19 protein-coding genes and 1 pseudogene are annotated in these 20,170 nt (G+C 32.3%); 3 read left to right on the forward strand and 17 right to left on the reverse strand.

What is annotated here, in order from left to right; all coding sequences use genetic code 11:
* Nucleotides 1-3: 3 nt before the first annotated feature.
* Complete coding sequence (locus Q4Q47_RS13750; protein WP_303307225.1) at nucleotides 4-840, forward strand: rhomboid family intramembrane serine protease; 837 nt, start codon at nucleotides 4-6, stop codon at nucleotides 838-840.
* The gene (locus Q4Q47_RS13755) at nucleotides 840-1,709 is read left to right on the forward strand and encodes a rhomboid family protein (RefSeq protein WP_303307226.1); all 870 of its coding nucleotides are present in this window, start codon (nucleotides 840-842) and stop codon (nucleotides 1,707-1,709) included. The genes Q4Q47_RS13750 and Q4Q47_RS13755 overlap by 1 nt, the downstream gene beginning before the upstream one ends.
* A 502-nt stretch (nucleotides 1,710-2,211) precedes the next feature.
* On the opposite strand, the gene Q4Q47_RS13760 is transcribed toward Q4Q47_RS13755, so the two are convergent.
* Entirely contained in the window at nucleotides 2,212-2,472 is a 261-nt protein-coding gene (locus Q4Q47_RS13760; protein ID WP_303308502.1) for a hypothetical protein, read from the reverse strand.
* A gap of 13 nt (nucleotides 2,473-2,485) precedes the next feature.
* Here Q4Q47_RS13760 and Q4Q47_RS13765 point away from each other — a divergent pair, with 13 nt between their 5' ends.
* Complete coding sequence (locus Q4Q47_RS13765) at nucleotides 2,486-3,205, forward strand: endonuclease/exonuclease/phosphatase family protein (RefSeq protein WP_331497727.1); 720 nt, start codon at nucleotides 2,486-2,488, stop codon at nucleotides 3,203-3,205.
* A gap of 190 nt (nucleotides 3,206-3,395) precedes the next feature.
* On the opposite strand, the gene Q4Q47_RS13770 is transcribed toward Q4Q47_RS13765, so the two are convergent.
* The 16 genes and pseudogenes from Q4Q47_RS13770 to Q4Q47_RS13845 form a co-directional block, all read right to left on the reverse strand.
* Nucleotides 3,396-3,704: a DUF6122 family protein gene (locus tag Q4Q47_RS13770; protein WP_303307227.1), complete on the reverse strand. Its 309-nt coding sequence runs from the start codon at nucleotides 3,702-3,704 to the stop codon at nucleotides 3,396-3,398.
* Complete coding sequence (locus Q4Q47_RS13775) at nucleotides 3,704-4,327, reverse strand: WbqC family protein (protein ID WP_303307228.1); 624 nt, start codon at nucleotides 4,325-4,327, stop codon at nucleotides 3,704-3,706. Before Q4Q47_RS13775 ends, Q4Q47_RS13770 begins: the two co-directional genes overlap by 1 nt.
* 93 nt (nucleotides 4,328-4,420) lie before the next feature.
* Nucleotides 4,421-6,001 carry a signal peptidase I gene (gene lepB, locus Q4Q47_RS23840; RefSeq protein ID WP_303307229.1) on the reverse strand — a complete coding sequence of 527 codons (1,581 nt, stop codon included), beginning with the start codon at nucleotides 5,999-6,001 and terminating at the stop codon, nucleotides 4,421-4,423.
* A gap of 66 nt (nucleotides 6,002-6,067) precedes the next feature.
* Nucleotides 6,068-6,772, reverse strand: a complete 705-nt coding sequence (gene dapB, locus Q4Q47_RS13785; protein ID WP_303307230.1) for a 4-hydroxy-tetrahydrodipicolinate reductase — start codon at nucleotides 6,770-6,772, stop codon at nucleotides 6,068-6,070.
* Nucleotides 6,773-7,387, reverse strand: coding sequence for a DUF5683 domain-containing protein (locus tag Q4Q47_RS13790; RefSeq protein ID WP_303307231.1), 615 nt, complete (start codon nucleotides 7,385-7,387; stop codon nucleotides 6,773-6,775).
* Complete coding sequence (locus Q4Q47_RS13795; protein ID WP_303307232.1) at nucleotides 7,377-8,288, reverse strand: ParB/RepB/Spo0J family partition protein; 912 nt, start codon at nucleotides 8,286-8,288, stop codon at nucleotides 7,377-7,379. The genes Q4Q47_RS13790 and Q4Q47_RS13795 overlap by 11 nt, the downstream gene beginning before the upstream one ends.
* Before the next feature lie 5 nt (nucleotides 8,289-8,293).
* On the reverse strand, nucleotides 8,294-9,058 hold the full coding sequence (locus tag Q4Q47_RS13800; protein WP_303307233.1) for a ParA family protein: 765 nt from the start codon (nucleotides 9,056-9,058) through the stop codon (nucleotides 8,294-8,296).
* 508 nt (nucleotides 9,059-9,566) lie between these two features.
* Nucleotides 9,567-10,325 (reverse strand): annotated as a pseudogene (locus tag Q4Q47_RS13805) (ParA family protein); the annotation flags it as partial.
* A gap of 579 nt (nucleotides 10,326-10,904) precedes the next feature.
* Nucleotides 10,905-13,097, reverse strand: coding sequence for a methylmalonyl-CoA mutase (gene scpA / locus Q4Q47_RS13810; RefSeq protein WP_303308476.1), 2,193 nt, complete (start codon nucleotides 13,095-13,097; stop codon nucleotides 10,905-10,907).
* The gene (locus tag Q4Q47_RS13815; protein ID WP_303307234.1) at nucleotides 13,097-13,750 is read right to left on the reverse strand and encodes a hypothetical protein; all 654 of its coding nucleotides are present in this window, start codon (nucleotides 13,748-13,750) and stop codon (nucleotides 13,097-13,099) included. The genes scpA and Q4Q47_RS13815 overlap by 1 nt, the downstream gene beginning before the upstream one ends.
* Nucleotides 13,740-15,107, reverse strand: coding sequence for a methylmalonyl-CoA mutase subunit beta (locus Q4Q47_RS13820; protein WP_303307235.1), 1,368 nt, complete (start codon nucleotides 15,105-15,107; stop codon nucleotides 13,740-13,742). The genes Q4Q47_RS13815 and Q4Q47_RS13820 overlap by 11 nt, the downstream gene beginning before the upstream one ends.
* On the reverse strand, nucleotides 15,100-15,423 hold the full coding sequence (locus tag Q4Q47_RS13825; protein ID WP_303307236.1) for an FtsB family cell division protein: 324 nt from the start codon (nucleotides 15,421-15,423) through the stop codon (nucleotides 15,100-15,102). Before Q4Q47_RS13825 ends, Q4Q47_RS13820 begins: the two co-directional genes overlap by 8 nt.
* Nucleotides 15,424-16,029 carry a uridine kinase gene (gene udk / locus Q4Q47_RS13830; RefSeq protein WP_303307237.1) on the reverse strand — a complete coding sequence of 202 codons (606 nt, stop codon included), beginning with the start codon at nucleotides 16,027-16,029 and terminating at the stop codon, nucleotides 15,424-15,426.
* A gap of 65 nt (nucleotides 16,030-16,094) precedes the next feature.
* Complete coding sequence (locus Q4Q47_RS13835) at nucleotides 16,095-16,511, reverse strand: c-type cytochrome (protein ID WP_303307238.1); 417 nt, start codon at nucleotides 16,509-16,511, stop codon at nucleotides 16,095-16,097.
* Nucleotides 16,512-16,637: 126 nt separating this feature from the next.
* Nucleotides 16,638-17,762: a PQQ-dependent sugar dehydrogenase gene (locus Q4Q47_RS13840; RefSeq protein WP_303307239.1), complete on the reverse strand. Its 1,125-nt coding sequence runs from the start codon at nucleotides 17,760-17,762 to the stop codon at nucleotides 16,638-16,640.
* A gap of 23 nt (nucleotides 17,763-17,785) precedes the next feature.
* Nucleotides 17,786-20,086 carry a TonB-dependent receptor domain-containing protein gene (locus Q4Q47_RS13845; RefSeq protein WP_303307240.1) on the reverse strand — a complete coding sequence of 767 codons (2,301 nt, stop codon included), beginning with the start codon at nucleotides 20,084-20,086 and terminating at the stop codon, nucleotides 17,786-17,788.
* Between the last annotated feature and the right edge of the window lie 84 nt (nucleotides 20,087-20,170).

Consider the following 20,170-nt stretch of genomic DNA (forward strand, 5'->3'; position numbering starts at 1 on the left):
ATTATGATGAGGATTTCAGAAACTGTTAAACACCTATTAATCATTAATGTGATTATGTTTATTGGTACCTTAGCAGTTGGTCAAGATTTGTTTTTTGATTGGTTTGCGATGCATTTCCCGAAAAGTGATGCTTTTCAATCTTGGCAAATCATTACACACATGTTTATGCATGGTGGCATAACACATATTTTATTTAATATGTTTGCCCTTTGGATGTTTGGTACACCTGTAGAACAGGTTTTAGGCTCCAAGCGGTTTTTGTTTATCTATATTTCTGCTGGACTGGGAGCGGTTGGATTACAAATAGCGTATTATTATTATGATTTTTATCCTTTATTGAATAGCATTTCCGAGTTGGGATTCTCATCGGATATTATTAATAGCATAGTTAACTTTGATATTGTTGATTATAATGTTAACGGTAAAGGTTTTTTTAGTCAAAAAATATTTGAAGATAAGCTTCTTCCGCTTTTTGTTGAGAATAATATAGATAAAAGTTTATTAAATCAAAATTCTTTTAATAGCTTGTATGAAATGAATGTTATTACTAATAACAGTACAATGGTAGGGGCGTCAGGTTGTATTATGGGGATTCTAGCAGCATTTGGTATGATGAACCCCAATGCTGAACTCATGCTGATATTTTTACCAATTCCTATTAAAGCAAAGTATTTTATTCCAGGAATTATTATTTTAGATTTAATTTCTGGTTTAACAGGACAATCCTTTTTTAGCCCTAGTAATACTGCTTACATGGCGCATGTTGGAGGCGCATTAATTGGTTTTTTAATTATGTGGTATTGGAAAAAAACACAGTTTAATAGAAACCGTTGGAATTAATGACTTCGCTCTCTCAAGACATAAAAGATAAATTGTCCAGACTTAATGTGCTAGAAAAAATTATAGCCATTAATGTCATTGTTTTTGTGTTAGGTTTACTTTTAAAATCTAGCTTAGGTTGGTTTGAATTACCAAGTGATTTTTCTGATTTTATAATAAAGCCATGGGCCATTATAACCTATGCTTTTTTGCATTACGATTTTTGGCATCTATTTTTTAATATGCTTTGGCTGTATTTTATAGGGCGTATGTTTTTAAACTTATTTAGCCCTAAAATGGCACTGAATATTTATTTTTTAGGTGCTATGGCTGGAGGTTTATTATATATGTTATGTTACACAGCGTTTCCTAATGTATTTCAATCAAACTCAAGATTGTTAGGAGCTTCGGCTGCTGTGAGGGCTTTATTAATTTTTCTTTGTGCTTACATGCCAAATCAAGAGCTGCGTTTTTTTACATTTAATTTAAAACTGTGGTATGTGGGTGTTGCCATTGTAATAATAGATATCATTGGCGTGTTTTCTGGAATTAATAACCCAACAGGTGGTAATTCCGGTGGTTATTTAGCGCATCTTGGAGGTGTGCTATTAGGCTATTTTTATGCAAAACAATTATTAAAAGGGCAAGATATAGGCAGAGGTTTTGAAAGTATTATGGATGCTGTTTTTAACATGTTTAAAGCAACAAAAAAAGGGCCGTTAAAAACAGTACACAAGAACAAATCGAAAGTTGGAGGATACACTAAATCAGATTTTAAAGAGTTTAATAATCAAAAGAAAATAGACATTATTCTAGATAAGATTAGTAAAAGTGGCTATGATAGCTTAACTGCTGAGGAAAAAGAATTTTTATTTAGAGCGGGAAAATAGTTTTATACCAGTTCTTGTTTGATATTATCGTAAAATAAAATGATGATTTTTTGCTTTATACGAAACATGAAAATAAGCCATAGCTATAGTTACGGCTCCTTTTTATGCTGAAGTAGAGAGGAGAAAAGGGCGTTTTATTACGGTAATATCACATGAGAAATGGTATTATCAAAAGGGATGAGAGAAGATAGTAATGAATAATCGCGTATTTGGGAGAAGAAATTCACTCGTTAATCGAAAAATTCTTACAAATTGAAATTTATAATTTATCTTCTCAGCTATTATTAAAAACTTCTGGTTTGGAGGTTTTAAATATTTTGGGGGCATGGATCAGCTTAATCCAGAACAAAATTAATCATCAGATATTCTATTTCAAATTTTCTACTAGAGCCTGTAACATGTTTACATGAAACTAATCGAAAATTCGAAATAGAATTCTGTTTATCGATGGATGCTCTTCAAGCAATAATATGAAAAAATTAAGTTTTATAAATAAAATTATCTATATCATAAATGTCATTGTGGCACTTTTGCTACTGTTTTCATTTGCTTTACCATTTTTGCCGCCAAAAACATTTTCCTTATTATCGGTACTTAATCTAGGAGTCTCGTTTTTAATAGTTATTAACGTATTGTTCTTTTTATATTGGCTGGTGAGGCTCAAAAAACAGTTAATATTATCATTATTTGTGCTTTTTATTGGATACATTTCTTTTGGTTCTTTATATAAATTTTCTTCCTCAAAAAATATTGATAGCCCCAATAATATCAAGATTATGAATTACAATGTCAGATTGTTTAATCTCTATGATTGGATTCCTGAAAAAAATATAGAAAACAAAATTGTCGATTTTATCAAGACAGAGGCTCCGGAAATTTTAAGTATTCAAGAATATCACCCTCATAAAAATATCGATCTTTCTTTTTTTAAGTATAAATATGAGAAGCTTTCAGGGGGGAAAACAAAATACGGACAAGCTATTTTTTCACAGTATCCCATTGTAAATTCTGGATCTATCGAATTTCCTGATACAGGTAATAATGCCATTTTTGCTGATATTTTAAAAGGGAGTGATACGATTAGGGTTTATAATATCCATTTAGAATCGTTACATATAGGTGCCAATGTTGAAACTCTTAAAAAAGAAGATTCTGAACGTCTTTTTAAGCGTATTGGGGCGACATTTAAGATGCAACAGTTTCAAACGGAGTTATTTTTAATGCATAAAAAACAATGTACATATAAAATGATTATTTGCGGTGATTTTAATAATACCGCATTCTCGTATGTATATAGAAAAATTAAAGGTGATTTAAATGATACGTTTAAAGAAGCTGGAAACGGATTTGGACGTACTTACGATTTTAAATTTTTTCCTGTGCAAATTGATTTTATTTTTGCCGATGAAGCATTTGCTATAAACGATTTTAAAGCTTATAATGAGCACTATTCTGACCATTACCCCATTATGACAACTTTGGGTTTGACTCCTTAGTATTTAGTGTTCAGTATTCAGTTGCAGTGTTCAGTCTCAGTATGCAGTCAGTTTAAGGAAGTCAGGAGCTATCTATTATTTAACTGTTTCAAAAGCTTGGCGTCTTTGAGCCTTTGCGAGAAAAAGGTATTTAGTCTACAGTATGCGATTGCCACAAAATTATTAACGTTATTTGAAAGTTTATTTGGTATTACATAAACGAACAATCCGCTACATCAGCCATAATATGAATTACCAGCCCTAAGCCAATTAAACGTGTTTTTTTTGGAAATAGAAGGATAAGGTACAATGCTATGGCGTAATAGGAATGAAGTGGATGAAAATTAATACTACACCTGTTAGGGTCAAAGATTGGGTTTGCGAGTAGATGATCTAAATCTATCCACATACCGGAAAGCATAATTATAAAAGCTAGTTTCCAATGGGGTTTGTACCAAATTAAAGCAACTAACAAGGGCATTAAAAAATGGCACCCATAATGAACAATAGTTTGTAGCATTACTGTGTTATTATGGTTTGAGACTCTAAATAATTTAGCGCATTAGGGCCTTCATTAAAGAGCAGATCTAAAATACTTAAGTTAGATATAAAACCATGTTTGTTACTAAACACCTGAGTGTAGGTGTCAAAATGCTGAAAGGGCTCTTTTTTTGCATTTACTAAATGCCTGAAGTCCGTTTTGTCTTCTACCGTTTTTTGATAAGTTTCAGATTTTGAAGTATTCAATTCTAATTGTAAACAACTATAAATGGCTTCAAGACATTTAAAGTTATAGTCTAAAATATAGTCTACCTTTGTGTTAAATAAAGGTTGAAGTTCATCTTCGTAATATTCAAAAAAAGGTGATGTTCTATATGCAGAAAGTAGCGACTTCCAATGTAGATTTTGCCATTTTTCTTCATTAAAAATTTTTACATCACGATATTTTTGACGGTTCTTTTGCGAATGAATTACCGGGATATTTAAAGCAAGTTTACCATTAGCTCCATATATATAGGTACGGTTTCTGTAGGTTTGCTTTAGGAAATTGTCATCAACTTCAAAGATAACCTCCTCAGCTTTTGCCATAGCAACAAAATAAGCTATGTTGGGGAAGTATGTTGGATGTATGATAATGTTCATTGCTATGTCATTCCTGCGAAGGCAGGAATCTTATAAATTGAAACTTTATTTTATTAGTGGATTCCTGCCTTCGCAGGAATGACAAAAAACAAATTAACCATTTTTCTTACGTGCTCGCCATTTATTAAGCCCAATCCATCCAAATAATAAAATAAGAAATGGAATAAAATAAGAGGTTGCCTTACCACTTCCACTTACAGTTGTAAAGAAACGTTCCCAGCGTGGGTTTTTTATACCATCCCAACTCATCCAAATGAATACTGGCTTACCGACAACATGGTCAAAAGGTACAAAGCCCCAGGCGCGAGCATCAATAGAGTTATGACGATTGTCACCCATCATCCAATAATAATTTTGTTTGAAAGTATATGTGGTAGCAACTTCTCCGTTAATTAAAATCTGATTTCCGTTTACTTGTAACTCATTACCCTCGTATTCGGTAATGACGCGTTTGTATAATGGTAAAACTTCTAAATTTATGTCAATCGTTTTTCCTTCTTCGGGTATATATAGAGGACCAAAGAAATCAACGTTCCATTTATAATTTGGATCATGTGGAAAAATACTTGGATCTCTTACACCCTTTTCCTTCTTAACGGGAGTTATACTGGCAACATTTGGGTGGTTTTTGAACTTCGCTAAGGCTTCATCTGAAATGGCCGAAAAGTAGTAGGTGTTTTGTTGGTTTACTATGCCAAAACCATCCGTTATATCATAACGTTCTTTGAGATATTTTGGGTTAAATTGATTCGTTTTAGGTTGTACATGATAGCTAAACTGCAAATGTGCTCTATCTGGTAACACATTTTGTTTTCCGTTTATATATACATAGCCATTTCGAACTTCTAATGAATCACCGGCAATGGCAACACATCGTTTTACCAAATTGGTTTTCTTGTCAATAGGTTTATAATAGTTTCGATCTGGATGAAAATCATTCATATTCAGCAATGTATCTGCTGGTTGATTAAAAACGACTATTTCATTTCTGTCTATTTTTTCAAAACCAGGAAGTCTTAAATAAGGTAATTGTAATTTATTTACCCAAGAGGTTTTTCTTTCTTCAAAATGATCATTAAAGAGGTATGATTTTGTTCCCAATTTTGGAATAGTATCATGTACCATAGGAGCTCCAACAGTTGTCATAGGGATCCTGGCTCCATAATGAAATTTGCTTACAAAAAGGAAATCACCAACTAGCAAAGATTTTTCTAATGATGATGAAGGTATAGTAAAAGGTTGTATAAAATATGTATGAACTATAGTTGCAGCAACGATTGCAAACAAAATGGAGCTTACCCAATCTCCTCCCGATGTTTTTGGTTGCAGGCTTCTATTCTCAACATAACTAACATCTGTCGCGTAATTTAAATAATAATTGTAGAAACCAAGTGTAGCAATAGCTAGAAAGGTATCTATAGGCATGTTTTTATCAAAACTTCTGGCGGTTTCAACCCAAACAACAGGAAACATAATAAGGTTTACTATCGGTAAAAATAATAAGATAATCCACCACCAAGGTCGGCTTAAGATTTTTATTAAAATAATGCCATTATAAACAGGTACAAAAGCTTCCCATGCTTGTCTACCAGCTTTTATGTATAGCTTCCAGGTTCCTAAACCATGAATTACTTGAATAATTAATATAAATATAAACCATTGCGTAAGTGTCATAATCTTAAAATTTTAATTTTTTGTTAGTAGTTAAACTTAGTAACGCTGTTACAGATTTATTAAGTATTAACCAATATTTAACACATCGTTCATTGTAAAGACTCCTGTTTTTCCTGCAATCCATTCGGCAGCAATGACTGCACCCAATGCAAATCCTTGCCTTGTATGCGCTATATGTTCTATAGAGATAGTATCTACTTCACTTTCGTAATTAATAGTATGCGTTCCGGGAACATCTTCAATGCGTTTAGCAACTATTGGAATTATAGTTTCGCCACTTTCATCTAATTTCCAGTTGTTGTAACCAGTATGTTGCGAAATAATATCGTTTGCTAAAGAAATGGCCGTTCCACTTGGAGCATCTAGCTTTTGTGTATGGTGAATTTCTTCCATACTAACATTGTATTGTTTAAGCGTACTCATCATTTTAGCAAGTGTTTTATTAAGTTCAAAAAATATGTTAACACCTAAACTATAATTAGAAGCATAAATAAATGCGCCTTTTTTCTCTTTACATAAAGCGACAGCATTATCGTAATTGTCTAACCAACCTGTTGTTCCAGAAATAACAGGTACTTGATTGTTTATACACTTAGATATGTTACTAAATGCTACCGTTGGAATACTAAAATCTATGGCTACGTCTGCTTTCGTAATGTCATAATCTTTATCATCTTTGTCAACAGTTAGTACAATCTTATGTCCCCGCTTGATAGCAATTTGTTCAATGGTTTTTCCCATTTTTCCGTAACCAAGTAAAGCTATATTCATTTAAAATTTAAAGTTTAAAGTTAATCCGAGATTGCTGGTTGCATCCAACTCGTTGAATTTGTAATGTGGTGCCAGTGATAAATTTTCATCTACATTATACTGCAATAAGTGGGCATCAACATTGGCATCAATTATATTTAATGCATAAAGTCCAAAGGTTACGAGAAGTGAAATTTCTTTGTTTTTCCTAAAAAACTTCTGACCCCTTTCTAAACTTTCCGTAGTGACTCTGGGTGTTGTTAATTGGTTGCCATTAGAATCTTTATAAAACTCATCATCTGTAAAACCAGCTAATCTTCTTTTGTAAGCATCTCTATACCTGTTGTATTCTTTATTATTTGTCACATAAAAATATATACCTGTACCAATAGCACCATAAACTATTGGGATTTTCCAATATTTTTTATTGTAGGCTTGCCCCAGTCCTGGTAATATCGCTGAATAAAATGCTGCTTTGGCTGGAGATAGGGGGTTGATGGGTTCTTTAATTTCTATGATAGAATCTATAACGATTTCTTTTGGGAGTTTTTTTCTTTTCCTTTCTTTTTCTTGTGCTATGGTTGAAAAACAAAATAAAAAGGCAAAGACACTTGCTATTAGAAATTTATTTGGCACCGTCAACTAGTTTTTTAATACGATTAAAGTCTTCTTCTGAATGAAACGGAATTGTGATTTTTCCTTTTCCGTTTTTAGAGACTTTAACGTCAATTTTATGTCCAAAGTATTCAGAAAATGTAGTAATACCTTTTTTAATATATTTTGGAGCGTCTTCATCTTTCTCTTTTTTAGATGCGACTTTTACTACTTTGGTGTCATTAAAGTCACGAACCAAATTTTCAGTTTCTCTAACAGAAAGCTTATTAGATATTATTTTTTCGTAAATATCAAGTTGAATGGTTGTGTCTTCAATATTAATCATGGCACGTCCATGACCCATTGAAATAAAACCATCACGCATCCCAGTCTGAATGATTGGATCTAGTTTTAATAGGCGCAAGTAATTTGCAATAGTAGAGCGTTTTTTTCCAACACGCTCGCTCATTTGTTCTTGTGTTAAATTGATTTCATCAATTAAACGTTGATATGATAAGGCAATTTCAATCGGATCTAAATCTTGACGCTGAATATTTTCAACCAATGCCATTTCTAGCGATTCCTGATCGTTAGCAATTCTAATATACGCCGGAATAGTTTCTAAACCATTTAATTTTGAAGCTCTATAACGACGCTCTCCAGAAACTAATTGATAGCTGTTAAATCCTAATTTTCTAACAGTGATAGGTTGAATGATCCCTAATTCTTTGATAGATGATGCTAATTCGCGTAATGATTCTTCACTAAAATTAGTACGTGGTTGAAAAGGGTTAACCTCAATAAAATCAATATCTAATTCTACTATATTTCCAATAACTTTATCGGCGTTTTTATCTTGAACCGACTGAATATCGTTATCAGGGTCTTTTAATAATGCAGATAAACCTCTACCTAAAGCTTGTTTTTTTGTTGCCTTAGCCATAATATTTAAGAGTTTTTATTGATGATTTCTTTTGCCAAACTTAAGTAATTGTTAGCACCTTTACTACTGGCATCATAATTAATTATAGTTTCTCCATAACTAGGTGCTTCACTTAGACGTACATTACGCTGAATGATGGTATTAAAAACCATGTTGTTAAAATGTTTTTGAACTTCTTCAACGACCTGGTTAGACAATCTTAATCGAGCATCGTACATAGTAAGCAATAAGCCTTCAATATCTAATTCTGGATTATGAATTTTTTGAACACTTTTTATGGTGTTCAATAATTTACCTAAACCTTCCAACGCAAAATACTCACATTGTATTGGTATGACGACTGCATCAGCAGCCGTTAAAGCGTTTAATGTCAGTAAGCCTAAAGACGGCGCACAATCAATTAAAATATAATCGTAATCGTTTTTAATATCTACTAAAGCCTTTTTTAACATGTATTCACGTGCATCTTTATCAACAAGTTCTATTTCAATAGCAACTAAGTCTATATGTGCAGGAATAAGGTCTAAATTAGGCGATTCAGTTTTCATAATAGCTTCTCTAACCGAATTAGAGTGCTCTAAAAGTTGGTAGGTTCCTATTTCAATAGACTCTATGTCTATTCCGATTCCAGAAGTTGCGTTTGCCTGAGGGTCAGCATCAATAAGCAGTATTTTTTTTTCCAGAACGCCAAGCGAAGCGGCTAAATTTATAGACGTTGTTGTTTTACCAACACCGCCTTTTTGATTAGCAATTGCGATGATTTTACCCATTAAATGATTTGGTTTTGTTAACGGTAAAAATACAATTATTTATGAGGAATAAAAACCGAAATTGTTAACAGTCGTCTAAAATCAACCTAGAAGTGAGTTAAAAGTAATTATTATAATTTTTTTGTAAGAAAAAACGATTAAAGATGTAATAAGTTCAGTATTAAACGAATTTTAATATTAGCTATTGAATCTTGTTTACTTTAAATGTTGTGAGTTTATAATCCACTATTTTTTCGTTTTCAAAATATAGATACAAATAGTTTTTTTTCATTAGACTGAAAGATTTACTAATTCTGTACATCCACGTATTTGAATGAATATCATTATAAGAAAACCCTAAAACCTTATTTACTTCATCTCTTTTTAACCCAATTAAGTGGCTGTAATCTTCTTCCTTTTTATTGGTATTGGTAGTTGTATGTCTATTTATTATATAGTCTACATCTTCCGTGTCATCTGTCAATATTTTAGATAAATCGTTTCCTTTTTCCGAAGTTGTTACTACCTTTTTGTTTTTACTGATTAATTCTGCTCCTAAATTTAAATAATTTTCAGCGCCAACACTATCAGGATGGTACTTTATAATGCTTAAGCCATAACTGGGTGCTTCTCTTAGTTTAACATTTCGCCGTATAGTTGTATTAAAAACCATAGATTTAAAATGTTTAACTAATTCTATTTGTAATTGGTTTGATAAGCTTGTTTTTGAATCAAACATGGTAATTAACAACCCTTCAATATCAATATTTGGATTAGATGATTTTTTGATACTTTTAATAGTTGTCAATAGTTTGCTTAAGCCTTCTAAAGCAAAGAATTCACACTGTACAGGTATAATTACTGAATGGCATGCTGTTAATGCATTAAGTGCCAATAATCCAAAAGAAGGGGGACAGTCAATGAGAATATATTCATAATTTTCTATAATATTAGAAAGTGCCCTTTTTAGCATAAATAAATCAATGGTTTTAGATTTATTTATTTCTATTGAGGCTAAACGGATGTTAGAAGGTATAAAATCAAAATGTGCAAATTCAGGTTTTACAATACTATTTTCAGCTTTAAACGTGTTGTTAAAAAAACCTAAACTACTATATTTAATTTCAAAAGGAACAAGGCCAACACCAGAAGTAGCATTGGCTTGAGGGTCTAAGTCTATTAAAAGTACTTTTTTATCAAGAAGACCAAGTGCATCTGCCAGATTTATGGACGTAGTCGTTTTACCAACGCCTCCTTTTTGACTAGCGATTGCAATTATTTTGTTCATTAGTTCTTTAGATAAGGGAAAATAAAAATACAACTATTTTGGAGTATAATAAACAGAATTCAACGATAATTCATTTGAAACAAGCGTGTTACCTTGCTAGTTGTCTTTTTGTTGATGTTTTAACTCTTTTGAGTTTGAATTATGGTTTCTTTTGAAAAGACAGTTCAAAAAATAAGTATGTCGATATTTATTAACGAATCAAAAACCATAAGTGTACCAATAAATTGATAACTGTAGTAATCATGAACAAAGATTTAAGAGAAAAAATAGAAGCTGATAGTCATTTTGACAGTATCGAAATAATGGAGATGATTATATGACCTTTTAGTCTTTAGTTCATGCTCCGCGCAATCGAAATACTCAAGACATACTAAAGCAGAAGTATTGAAGTAGAAAGTGAAAAGGAACGTTTTACTACGGTTATCTTAAGTGAAGAACAGTATAAGCTATAAAATTTTATTTTCGATAGTTCTACTATTTGTCGAATTACTGATTTTATGGGTTTTCATTCGCATAATTAAAGCAAGCCAATAGGAAAACAGGCAAACAAATTTTGCTCAAAATTAAAGAACAGGTACTTTAATCAATCAGGATCTCTAAAATCTTAATAGCTGCATCACTGATTTTGGTGCCAGGGCCAAATACAGCTATAGCACCAGTATCAAATAAGTATTGGTAATCTTGTTTTGGTATAACACCACCTACAATGACCATAATATCATCACGGCCATAAGCTTTTAAGGCTTCAATAACTTGTGGTACTAAGGTTTTATGTCCTGCGGCTAATGACGAAACACCTAAAACGTGTACATCATTTTCAACAGCCTGTTTTGCAGCTTCTTGTGGTGTTTGAAATAATGGGCCAATATCTACATCGAAACCAACATCTGCGTAGCCTGTGGCTACTACTTTGGCACCCCGGTCATGACCATCTTGTCCCATTTTTGCAATCATAATACGAGGCCTTCTACCATCTTGTTCTGCAAAAACATCGGCAAGTTGTTGCGCTTTTTTAAAGGATTTATCGTCTTTTATTTCTTTACTGTACACACCAGAAAATGATTTTATTTGTGCTTTATAACGTCCAAATTCAACTTCTAAAGCATCACTGATTTCTCCAAGAGTAGCGCGTTCACGAGCAGCTTCTACTGCTAAGGCTAATAAATTATAATCCTCGCGAAGGTGGGAATCTTTTGAGTCAATCTCTTGATTAGCTTTTGAATTTGGTTTATCCGAATTTAAGGAAAATTTAGCAGCTTCGGTTAATTTTAATAACGCCGACTTGACTTTTTCGGAATTTCGTTCAGATTTAATTTTGTTTAGGCGTTCTATTTGTTGGTTTCTAACGGTTTGATTATCAACTTCAAGTGTTGAAATTGCCGCTTCTTCTTCAAGTTTGTATTTATTTACTCCAACAATAATGTCTTGACCGGAATCTATACGCGCTTGTTTTTTAGCAGCAGCTTCTTCTATTCGAATTTTTGGAATCCCGGCTTCAATAGCTTTAGTCATACCTCCTAAGGTTTCGACTTCTTCAATTAAAGACCATGCTTTTTGAGCCATATCATGAGTTAGTTTTTCAACATAATAGCTTCCAGCCCATGGATCGACAGTTTTTGTGATTTTTGTTTCTTCTTGTAAATATATTTGTGTGTTTCTGGCTATACGTGCTGAGAAATCGGTTGGTAAGGCAATCGCTTCATCCAGTGCATTCGTATGTAAACTTTGAGTGCCACCAAAAGCAGCAGCAGCAGCTTCTATAGTTGTTCTTGCTACATTGTTGAATGGGTCTTGTTCTGTTAAACTCCAACCGCTAGTTTGGCAATGTGTACGTAATGCTAAAGATTTTTCATTTTTTGGATTAAATTGTTTAACCAATTTTGCCCAGAGCATACGTGCTGCACGCATTTTAGCAATCTCCATAAAATGATTCATACCAATGGCCCAAAAAAAAGATAGGCGAGGCGCAAAAGTATCTATATCCATGCCGGCAGCAAGCCCTTTTCTAATATATTCTAAACCATCGGCGAGCGTGTAAGCCAATTCAATATCACAGGTTGCTCCAGCTTCTTGCATATGATATCCTGAAATACTAATGCTATTAAACTTAGGCATGTTTTTACTAGTATATTCAAAAATATCTGAAATGATTTTCATAGAAGGCGTAGGCGGGTAGATATATGTGTTACGCACCATAAATTCCTTTAAAATATCATTTTGAATCGTACCGGCAAGTTGTTCTGGTTTAACGCCTTGTTCTTCAGCCGCTACAATATAAAATGCCATGATGGGTAATACGGCGCCATTCATTGTCATGGAAACCGACATTTTATCTAGAGGAATTTGATCGAACAGTGTTTTCATATCTTCAACCGAATCAATAGCAACACCAGCTTTTCCAACATCACCAACAACACGTTCATGGTCACTATCGTAACCTCTATGAGTTGCTAAATCAAATGCAACAGAGAGCCCTTTTTGTCCAGCAGCTAAATTGCGCCTGTAAAAAGCATTACTTTCTTCAGCAGTACTAAAACCAGCATATTGCCTAATAGTCCAAGGTCTTCTAACATACATGGTGCTATAAGGACCTCGTAAGTTTGGTGCCATTCCAGCAACAAATCCAAGGTGTTCTAAATCTTTTATGTCATCTTTGGAATAGGATGATTTAACATCTATGCCCTCGGCAGTCGAAAAAAGATCTAAGCTTTCGTTTTTTGAATTTTTTTGTTTGCTATTTATTGCGATATGTTGAAGGTCCTTTCTCAAGATTATTCAGGTTTCTTATTAAAATCTACTTTAGATTCAGGTTTTTCTAAATTAACTTTAGAAAAATCCACATCAAAAAGTTTAGCATAAAACAAATCTAAAGCAATATATGTTGCCAAATATTTGTCTCTAATAGCGTTTCTATATTTACTAATTAAAGGCGTACCAAATAGTTTTGGACTCATACTGTTAGTTGTTACAAGTGAATTAAAGGTTGTTTTTAATGCGGTATCTTGTATATTATTTGCTATACAACCTATAATAGAGCCATTATAATTTAAGTGACTCTTGGCGTTATTAGCATCCCATAAAGTGCTTTCGTTTTTTAAAGCTTTAAAAACGTTAAGAGAATGGGCAGAGACTACATCTTCATACTTTAATCTTCCTCTTCCGTAAACGGCATCTCTTACAAATTGATTATAAGCTTGAGTTTGAGATACATTTTTGTTGGTTTTGCTATAAAAAACCAAAATATCATTTTCAAAAGAATATAAAGCTTCATGATACAATTTTGAATTGAAATCACCACATGTTAGTACAACAGGATGATCAGTATATTGGTATTCTGAAAATGTATTTTCATTTTTACAGTTAAATAAAGTAAGTACTAATACAAGTGTAAAAAACTTAGGATTTAGGTTCATTTTAATCTTCATTTTTTAATCGTTCTTTTTCTGTTTTTTCTGCTAATCGCTTTTCAATTATTGGTTCAATTAATGTTTTTCTTTGATTTATTTTTACAAAAGGGTAAAGGTCTAGCTCTTGCTTCATTTTATTTTCCGCATTAGGGTGCTTGTTAGTACCTAACAATATTTCTTCTCCTGCATGAAATTGTATGTCTTCTTTGATAGCACTTTCTTTAATTTTTCGTTGAATAGTACCATCTTTTAACTGCTTTAAAAAACCGCCATTTTTTTCAATATCTTTAAATAAATCTAAAGCTTTTTCGGTTAGTTGATTGGTTAAGGATTCTATATAATAAGCGCCATCTGATGGATTGTTAACGACATTAAAATAACTTTCATGCTTTAAAACTAATAGTTGGTTTCTGGCAATACGCTCGCCAAATTCATTGTCTTTGTGATAAATAGCATCGTAAGGTAAATTGTAGATACTATTTGCGCCTCCAAGAATAGCACTCATACATTCGGTAGTTGTGCGTAACATATTGGTGTTATAATCGTATAGTGTTTTGTTGCGTTTTGTTGGCGTTGCCAGAATGTAACAATTAGGGTTTGCATTATATGCCGTTGCCAATGTATCCCAAAGCATTCTTAATGCTCGTAATTTTGCAATTTCAAAAAAATAGTTTGTGCCAATAGAAACCCTAAAGTTTACTTCTAGAGTTGGTAAGGTTTCTTCACTATTTTCAAAGTAATTTAAATATTCATTGGCATGCGCTAAAGCATATGCCAATTGTTGCACAATATTTGCTCCTGCATTTTGGTATAACGAAACATCAATCGAAAATGATTTTGTGTTTGTTACTATCGCTTTAAATTTAGAGAAATCATCTTTTAAGTTATGATACCAATTTCCACTTTTTGCTAGATTACCTATGATATCTGTATGGATGCGGATTCTTGTGCCTGACGAAATGGTGATTAATTGTTTTACAAACGTTTCGGAAAGAAATTGTAACTCGAAATAGAGTGGTGTAGACTCAGGATTAATGTTTTCTAATAAATCGTTAATTAAAATGGTTTCCGAAGGAATAATAAACTTAATACTTTCAGCTCCTCTTTCAATAGCATCAATTGCTTTTTGATTGGACTTTTTAACATCAGCTACAAAAATAGATTGAGAAATGTTCCATCCTGTTGACTTTGGGTTAGAAACTTTAGGTTGTTCTTTAAAATCGTCAGCATGATAAAACGGTTTTACAGAAATATCTTCATTAGTTTTCCAAACTAATGTGTCATTGTAATCAGCTCCTTTTAAATCGAACTGTATTTTTTGTTTCCATTGTTTAGCTGAAACCGATTCAAATTCATTAAACAACCAATTATTCATTCTTTTTAGTTTTTAAACTGTCTTCGTATTCAATCAGATAGATTTCTTCGTTGTCACGTTTCATATAATATTCTTCGCGAGCAAATTTTTCTAAACCATCTTGTGTACTGAGTTTTTTTATAGCTTTATTATCTTTTTCTATCTCTTTTTTATAATACTCTTTTTCATTTTCTAAGGCTTCTACATCTGTGTTTAATTCATGGTGTAAAATCCACGAATTGTCATCAAAAAACAACATCCAAACTATAAAAGAGGCTAAAATCAAGATAAACCAATTTTTAAAAGGTTTGAAAAATTTATGTTTAAATAACGCCATTTATAGTTTTTCGTTTATTATGGTTTTAACAATATCAATAGCCACAGTATTATATTTATTGTTTGGTATTATAATGTCTGCATACTCTTTCATGGGTTCAATAAATTGATCGTGCATTGGCTTTAACGTTGTTTGATAACGCGCTAAAACTTCATCTAAATCTCTACCACGTTCGGAAATATCACGTTTTAAACGTCTTATTAAGCGTTCGTCTGTATCTGCATGTACAAATATTTTAATATCAAACATATCCCGTAATTTTGGATTTGTTAAAATTAAAATCCCTTCAATAATCATGACCTTCCTAGGGTGTGTTAAAATAGTATCACCAGTTCTATTATGTTTAACGAAAGAATATACAGGTTGGTGTATGGGTTTATTGTTTTTAAGTGCTTCTAAATGATCTGCTAAAAGATTAAAATCGATAGAACGTGGGTGATCAAAATTTATTTTTACACGTTCTTCATAAGATAAATGCGTGGTGTCTTTATAATAGGAATCTTGCGAAATCACTCCAACTTCACCTTCGGGAAGCTCATTCAATATCTGATTTACAACAGTGGTTTTGCCACAGCCGGTGCCTCCTGCAATTCCAATTATAAGCATTATTAATCTAGTTTAATTAGCTTTTACAAAGTTAGTTAAATGTAGTTATTTAAATGAGAAACTGCCTATTTTTTTATTTTTGAAACCTCTACTTCTGTGACTATTTTATCATTTTTATTTCCCCAGCTATTTGTAATATAGTTCATAACATCAGCAACTTCATCATTACTTAAACCCATGGGGGCCATATAACCGTTATATGTTTGTCCATTAACAACGATTTCACTTTTTTGACCATATTTAATACCTCTAATGCTAGCTTCTCGATTTTTTATAAGATAATCTGAATTAGCTAGTGGCGGATATACCTTTTCTACGCCTTTGCCATTGGGTAAATGGCAGGATACACAAAAGTCCGTATAAATTTCATGCCCTCTTTGTATACTTTCTTTTAAAGGATCTGTTTGCGATTTGTTATTTTGATTTGTATAAATAATGACTACAGAAGATAGTGTTATTAAGCTTACTATAATTAATTTCATGTGTTTATATCTATTGTTTTTTATTTATCACATGTAGCTTCCATTATAATCATTCCATTGGGTATCGACTGTTCGTTATGGAAGTTTCATGTACTATTAAATTTTCAGTGATGGTTGTTTTGATTCTTAATTTTCAGGAATAATCTTTACAATACCTAAACCTTCAATGGCAGCATAAATATAACCATCTGGTGCCTCTAATAGATTTCTAACGCGACCTAAACCTTCAAACAGTTTTTCACGTTTTACTACTATATTGTTTTCTAAAACTAGTCTTTCAGTGTATTCAAATTTTAAAGAACCAACCAGAACATTACCTTTCCAATTTGGATATATGTCCGAAGAAACAAAAGTCATACCACTGGGAGCAATAGAAGGCACCCAATAGAATAAAGGTTGTTCCATGCCTTCTTTTTCAGTAATATCTGTGAACGTTGTGCCACTATAATTAATACCATATGATATAACTGGCCATCCGAAGTTTTTCCCTTTTTGGATGATATTAATTTCGTCTCCACCTCGTGGGCCATGTTCATGAGTCCAAATAGCTCCTGTAATTGGATTTTTTATCATGCCTTGTGGATTTCTATGGCCATAGCTATAAATAGCAGTTTTTGCATTGGCAGTATTTATAAAAGGGTTGTCTTCCGGAATACTTCCATCATCATTTAGTCTGTAAATTTTGCCACCATCCCGGGTAATATCTTGTGGATTTACATCTCTGTTGCCTCGATCTCCTATAGAAAAATACAAGTACCCTTCGTTATCAAACTCAATGCGTGCCCCCCAATGTTGCCCTTTTTTTGTATTTGGACCGGCTTTATAAAGTAATTGTTTCTCAACTAAAGTGTTATTGTCTAGTTTAGCTCTTAAAATGGCAGTATTTCCTCCATCTTCATCGCCTTCGGGAGATGCATAAGATATATAGAGCCATCCGTTGTTTTTATAATCAGGATGTAATTCTAAATCCATTAAACCGCCCTGACCACGTACGTATATTTCCGGCAATCCTTCAATACTTGTTTTTACACCGTCTTTAAAATGAATAAGCTCCCCGGCTTTTTCAGTAATAAGCATGCTTTCGTCGGGTAAAAGGACCATACCCCAGGGAATATTTAAATCAGGAACAATGACTTCGGTTGTATAATTAATATTAGTGGGCGTTTCTGCTTTGACTTCAGATTCTGTTTGTTGTGCACATGACATGCATGAAATGAGGATTATTGATAAAAATGAATAAATATTTCTCATGGCTTTTTTTATTTAAAGATACTCTAAAACATATAATTTATATGTACTCCCGTATAATAATTTACGGGGTTCCCAGGATAATAATACCTTGGTGGATTACCGTTAAAACCAGATGCATTTATTAAAACTTGTGAAGCATAGGCTTTGTCAAAGATATTATTTATACCTAAGAAAATATTTAAGTTTAGCTTTTTATTAAGAGATGTTTTATACCCGATTTTAAAATTTGTTAAACTATAACTATCTGAATATAGGCTGTTATTATCAGTAATAGGCATGTCACCTACATATTGAAAGTTGATATTTCCGTAAATTCCAAATGATGATTCTACATGGATTCCTGTGTTAAAAACATCTGAAGGAACTCCTGTTAAATCATTTCCTGAAAAATTATTATCACCATCAATAAATTCTTTGAATTTAAAATTATTGAGTGTGTAGTTTACAAACGAGTTTATAGATAGTGCTTCAGTCTGGAGCCATTCATAATTTAATGATAATTCTAATCCATCATGTTGTGTGCTTCCAGCGTTTATTCCAATAAACTCATCTTGAGTCGTCCTACGAGATACCAAAAGATTTTTAATCGCTAAACGATAAATTGCCAAATTAAATTGTAAACGATTATTTATTAAAGCACCTCGGGTACCAATTTCAAAATTCCACCCCGTTTCAGGTTTAAGATTAGTATTTATTTGTCCGTCAGGTAGCAAGGTTTCATTTAATGTGATAGGAGAGAAGCCGTGGCTAATATTTGAATAAAGACTAACAGCTTTGGAAAGCAGATGAGATATACCAAATTTTGGAGATAGGATATGCTTAAATTTAAAGTTACCTGATTGATCCGGATTATTTTCAGAAACTGGAAATCTGTCATTTAAACTATATGATGTTTGATTTAAATTTAAACCTATTGAAAGTGTCGTTTTTTCTGAAAGCTCATAAACAGTTTCAAAAAATGCGTTATAATAATTTCTTTTTTCTCTGAAGTTTGATAATTGATTCCCTTCAACACTTCCGGTACCATTTGGGAAATCGCGGTATAAATTTTCAAACGTTCCAGATTTATAGGTATCTCTAAAAAGTTCGCCACCAAGTGTCCAATTAAAAGTTTTATCTAAAAGTTTATAGTTGCCTAAAATTCGACTTCGAATACCTATTGCCAAAGTGTTTTCTTTTAATATATTAAAGGGTCTGGGCTCGTATGCATCTAAAAAAGAAGTAAAAATACTAGTGACTTGTTTTGTATGGTTGTTATATTGATGATTCCAAGACAGGCCGAAAATCCCTCGTTTAGAATCTTCAAAGCCTTGTGATTGTTTCCAGGTAAATGCAGCAGATTTTGGATTGTTTAGATAGGTTTCTTCATTAATTGAGCTAGGGATAAATGCTTTCAAGTCAACAAAACTAGCTAAAAAATATAAGTCATTATTTTCATTTAAATAATGATTCGAATTTAGGGTAAAAGTTTGCCTGTCATATTCGTTGTTTTCACGATATCCATCACTATGGGTATTACTGTAAACAGCTCTAAAACTATTTGTAGTAGTGCCATGATTTATATTTATCGTACCTTTTGATAATCCAAAAGATCCTACGGATAGTCTACTATTTATACTAGACTGATTTAAAAAGGCATTTTTGGGTGTTATATGAATAGTACCTCCAAGACCAGCCCCATAAATGCTGGAAGTAGCGCCTTTAATAATTTCAAAACGTGAAATAGTATTTAATTCAAAATCCTCAATAGTGGTTTCTCCACTACCAGTTGTTAAAGGAATATCTTTAAAGTAAGCTCTAATTTTTGCAGTTCCGAATAAATTCCTTGAGCCTATACCTCTAATTGTAACTCGGTTAGTGTTAAGTGCTCCACTTTGCATAAATACTCCGGGTGTTCTGTTTAAAATAGCAGCTATATTGATGTCATTACCTAGTTCAATAGCCTTTAATGGAATCATACTAATTGAGGTTGTAGCCTTTTTTAGTTTTTTGGGAATATGGTTTGAGTTGATAATAACTTCATTTAATTCAGACGGATTAATATTTAGTTGAATAATGTAGTATGAATCTTTTTTTAGTTCAAGGACCTTTTCAAGATAACCTTCTTTTTTAAATGAATAAATACTAGCTTCAGAGGTTTCGAAGGTTCCGCTTAAATTTGAAACCGTTGTACTTTTGGTATCAAGGTTTGTTATTAGTACGTTTGTTAATATAGCCCCATTGTCTTTATCAATAATTTTTCCTTTAATTTTTGATTGCCCAAAAGCACTAAAAGCAAAGCCAAGAGTTAGTAAAACAAGAATTCTTTTTTTTATAAAATGCACAAGTTAATAGTATGTATTTAAGTGTGCTAAATTATAGTTTTTTGAGAATATATTTTTATGATATTTAGAAGTGAAAGTTTTTAA

Source organism: Flavivirga spongiicola (genome assembly GCF_030540825.1).
In the GTDB taxonomy this organism is placed as follows: domain Bacteria; phylum Bacteroidota; class Bacteroidia; order Flavobacteriales; family Flavobacteriaceae; genus Flavivirga; species Flavivirga spongiicola.